Source organism: Pseudomonas sp. P4_C3, from assembly GCF_056402075.1.
Genome location: NZ_JBFUIC010000331.1, coordinates 1 through 4,352 on the forward strand (window position 1 = coordinate 1; position 4,352 = coordinate 4,352).

Below are 4,352 nucleotides of genomic sequence, written 5' to 3' on the forward strand. Positions count from 1 at the left end.
AGTGAATATCGATGGCCACACGGCTCTCCCTTGAAGAATGGCGCGCAGTATATATCGCCCCCGGCGATTTCCGCGCATCCACTGAACAAGAGCGTTAGCGAAAATTACTGCGTGACATACAGAATAGTCCGACAACGTCGGGCTAGCTGGTCTTACCCAGCACGTAGATCCGCATCCGCGCGCAACCCGGAAAAAAGTCCTGATGGCTGAGCAACCGGAAACCCGCCTGCCTGAATTCGCTTTCCACCTCGGTCTTGCTCGGTAACGGCCCTTCCACACCCGAGCGCGCGGCCTTGAAAAGACCGTCGAGGCGCACTGCGACAATCACCGTATCGCGACTGACCCGGTAAAACTCGCCCAGCATCGCCAGACGATGTTCCGGGTTGGTGAGGTGCTGAAACAGTTGCATGCAAAAAATGCAGTCAACCGCGTTCTCCGACAAGCCAATCGAGAACGCCGAGCTTTGAAAGGTCTTGATCCGCTTCAACAAACTCTGAGGGTGATGGGTGCGAGCGTGATCAAGGATGTCTTGAGATGGATCTGTCGCGAGAATTACCCGATTCGCATGCTCGGCCAGCACCGACCAGAAACGCCCCACACCGCAGGCCACATCCAGGATCAGGCCCGGCTCGCCGGCGACCTTGAGCGCATTGCGCACCAGACGCTCCTCACGCCAGAGCGCCAGACGCCCGGCCAGACCCGGCGCTTGCGGCTGAAGGCAGACGCGCGCGTGCTCCTGGTCGTAGCGCCGGGCAATCTCAAGCTCGATGGCGGATGGAGGCTGAGCGGACATGTGCAATGGCTCTTGATGAAAGTTCTACAGGCCGCAAGTCAGCGGCCGCCGTGTGAAACAAAACCTGTGCACTCAATCTTTGGCCAACACACCGTTGACCACTGGACCACGACATCCGGCAAACATGTCCAGATCCTGGTTGTAGACCTTGCTGTTGACTTCCAGCAGGCCAAGCATCGAATGGAACAAGTTGTCCTGGCTCAGGGGCTTTTCACGATTCTGTTGCAGGCAACGGGTATCTACCGCAAACGACTTTTTATAGCTGTCGGAGAACCACGCAAACATGGCTACATGCTTTTGCTGCTCGGGTGCCAGCATGTAAGGCGTGCCGTGGAGGAACAAGTTGTATTCACCCAGGGACTCGCCGTGGTCCGACAGATACAGCATCGCGGTATCCACTTTGTCCTGGTTACTGCGCAACAGATCGATCAAGGTCGACAGTACATGGTCGGTATATACCAGGGTGTTGTCGTAGCCGTTGACGATACTTTCGCGACTGCAATTGTTCAGGGCATTACTCTCGCAAACCGGGGTGAAGCGCTCGAACTCTTTCGGATAACGCTTGAAGTACTCCGGACCGTGGCTGCCCATCTGGTGCAATACCAATACTGTATCCTTGTCCAGGGTATCGATGAAATGTTGCAGCCCCTGCAGCAGGATTTCATCGCGGCATTCACTGTTGGCGCACAGCGCCGGATCTTTCAGATTGCTGACGTCCTGAATGGTGACGCGATCGCACGTACCTTTGCAGCCTGACTGATTGTCACGCCAGATCACGTCGATACCCGCGTGCTTGAGCACGTCAAGCAGGCCTTCTTCGTTCTTTGCCTTGCTGGCGTTGTAGTCCTTGCGCCCCATATTGGAGAACATGCAAGGCACCGATACGGCGGTTTCAGTCCCGCAGGAATGCACATCGGTGAAGGCGATCAGGCCGTCTTCCTTACTCAGTTTCGGCGTGGTGTCACGGTTGTAGCCAAGGATGCCGAAGTTCTCCGCCCGGGCACTTTCACCCACGACAAGAACCGTCAGGGATTTGCGCCCGTGAGTTTGCCAGGCTGGATTGCGTTGGGCATCTTCACCGATTTTGACAAAGGGCTGTTGTGCGCTCGCTACTTTCTCGCGCAAGAAACCAGCCGAGGCACCAATGTAGTTGCTTGGCACCACCATCAGGCGCAACTCGTGGTGATTGCGAAACAGCGAGGACAGGCCTTGATAGTTAACCAGTGCAACACCACCAATGACCGCTGCCGAGGCAAAAGTCACCAAAACTTTACTGAGTAGTTCACGGTGCCAGCGACGATAATTAACCGGTGTCTTCCACAACAGCCAAGACGGTAAAACGCCGAGCAGCACAATAAAAACAAACAACTTTGGCGACAGTAAGTCGCGCACTTCCGTAGCATTGGTCTCAGCGAAGTTACGCAACATGCCGGTGTCGATCAGAACACCATACTGGCTCATGAAATACGCCACGCCCGCACTGATCATGAACAGCAGGGTCAGGACCGGCTTGAGCACCGGCCGGAATGCCAGCAGGGTCAGCACAATGTTGAAGGCCGCGAAGATCATCACCCCAAAGGCCACGCGCATGACGATGCCTTTGCCGTCGGATGCGGTGATTTCGAACAGGTGCTGCCAGAGTACAAAATTGAAGCCAACTAACAAAAATGCGCTGGCAATCAGTGTCACCCATTCGGGGCGCACGGCTTTAATCTTAAGCATGAGATTCGGCGGGTCCTGAAAAAGTGTCTTCGGCAAATGTGAAAATTTCATTTACCGAGACAGCTCTAATTTTAGATAGCCAACCATCAATTTTTCGTGAAAAAGAAGCCAACAATCAGTTGGCTTATAAACCAGCCTGATACTTCCAGACTATTTGAGAATGGTTCAGCTCCGGTACAGCTTCGACTCAAGCCTGATGCAAATACCAGCGCCAGTCCTGCTCACCGACCTCCCCCATGAATTGGCGATATTCGGYGCGTTTCACCGCCAGGTAGACACTGAGGAATTCCCCGCCGAAGGCTTCTTTGGCCCAACTCGAACCTTCCAGCGATCGCAAGGTGGTCAGCCAGTCTGTCGGCAACAGTCTCGCAGCCTGGGCGTAGCCGTTGCCTTCCACCGGCGCACCAGGGTCGAGTTGTTCGCGGATACCGCGATGAATACCGGCCAGAATCGCCGCAGCCGCCAGATAAGGATTGGCATCTGCGCCACAGATCCTATGCTCGATGTGCCGGGAATATGCCGGCCCGCCCGGTACGCGCAAACTCACGGTGCGATTGTCCACGCCCCAGGTGGCCGCCAGTGGCGCATAGCTGTTGGCCTGGAATCGACGGTAGGAGTTGGCGTTGGGGCAGAACAGCAAGAGCGAATCGAGCAAGGTACTGAGCATGCCTGCGACGGCCTGCTTGAGCAGTGGCGTTCCATCCGGGGCTTCGCTGGCGAAAAGGTTGTTGCCATCCTTGTCCGCCAGGCTCACGTGCATGTGCATCCCGGTGCCGGCCAGGTCATCGAAAGGCTTGGCCATGAAACAGGCTGTCATGCCGTGCTTGTGCGCCACCCCCTTGACCAGACGCTTGTAGCGCACCGCTTCATCCATCGCCTGTAGCGCGTCGGTGCGATGTTCGAGGGTGATTTCCACTTGCCCCGGCGCGTATTCGGAAATGGCCGTGCGCGCTGGAATCCCCTGGAGCTTGCAGGCGTTATAGAGATCGGCCAGGAACGGTTCGATCTGCTCAAGCTCGCGCAAACCATAGACCTGAGTGCCGCGCGGACGCCCGCCATCGACATCCCGTGCCGGTTGTGGCCGGCCATTGCTGTCGCGTTGCTGATCCAGCAGGTAGAACTCCAGTTCCGCTGCCATGACCGGGTAATAGCCGTCAGCCTGTAAACCTTCGACGACTTTCGCCAGTAAATGACGAGGATCGGCAATAGTGGCGGGCATTCCCTCCGTCGGATGCATGCTGACCTGCACGGCCGCCGTCGGTATCAGACGCCACGGCATGCGCGTGAGACTGCCGCTGATCGGGTRGGCCCAGCAGTCGATATCACCGACATCCCAGACCAGCCCGGAGTTCTCCACGTCATCGCCATTGATGGTCAGGCCGAGGATGGTGCTCGGCAATGGCCGTCCGCTTTCATACACCGCCAGCAACTCGTCACGATGCAGCAGCTTGCCCCGCGGTACTCCGTTGTTGTCGAGGATGAACAGTTCGAACATTTCAATGTCCGGGTTCTGCTCCAGAAATGTCTGGGCTTCAAGCCTGGTGGCAAACGAGGTCGTGGCACAACTCATGGGAATTCTCTTTTTCCGTGTCAGACGGGTACGCAAAAGCACCCGCACGTTAATCCCGGCATCAACCGGAATAGGTAGGAACAATCAGCGGAAAAAGCAGGAATCCGGCGGGCGCGCATGGCGGCAATGCCACAGCGCCCAGAAGGCCAGTTCAGAAGGAAGTGCAGAGAGGTTTGGCGCGGTGGCGGGCGTGAATCGACGAAGAAGGCTCGACGCTCGAGCGTCGATGGATGCCTTGAAATAGATTACGACTGGCCAACCGTCCAT

General features: G+C 56.7%; 4 protein-coding genes. All 4 read right to left on the bottom strand.

The features are described 5' to 3' along the window. Nucleotides 1-142 precede the first annotated feature (142 nt). The gene (locus AC1DVH_RS26900; RefSeq protein ID WP_477756350.1) at nucleotides 143-793 is read right to left on the bottom strand and encodes a class I SAM-dependent methyltransferase; all 651 of its coding nucleotides are present in this window, start codon (nucleotides 791-793) and stop codon (nucleotides 143-145) included. 72 nt (nucleotides 794-865) lie between these two features. Next, entirely contained in the window at nucleotides 866-2,515 is a 1,650-nt protein-coding gene (locus AC1DVH_RS26905; RefSeq protein ID WP_477756351.1) for a phosphoethanolamine transferase, read from the bottom strand. 187 nt (nucleotides 2,516-2,702) lie between these two features. Continuing rightward, nucleotides 2,703-4,085 carry a glutamine synthetase family protein gene (locus AC1DVH_RS26910; protein WP_477756352.1) on the bottom strand — a complete coding sequence of 461 codons (1,383 nt, stop codon included), beginning with the start codon at nucleotides 4,083-4,085 and terminating at the stop codon, nucleotides 2,703-2,705. 84 nt (nucleotides 4,086-4,169) lie between these two features. Next, nucleotides 4,170-4,352: a hypothetical protein gene (locus tag AC1DVH_RS26915; protein ID WP_477756353.1), complete on the bottom strand. Its 183-nt coding sequence runs from the start codon at nucleotides 4,350-4,352 to the stop codon at nucleotides 4,170-4,172.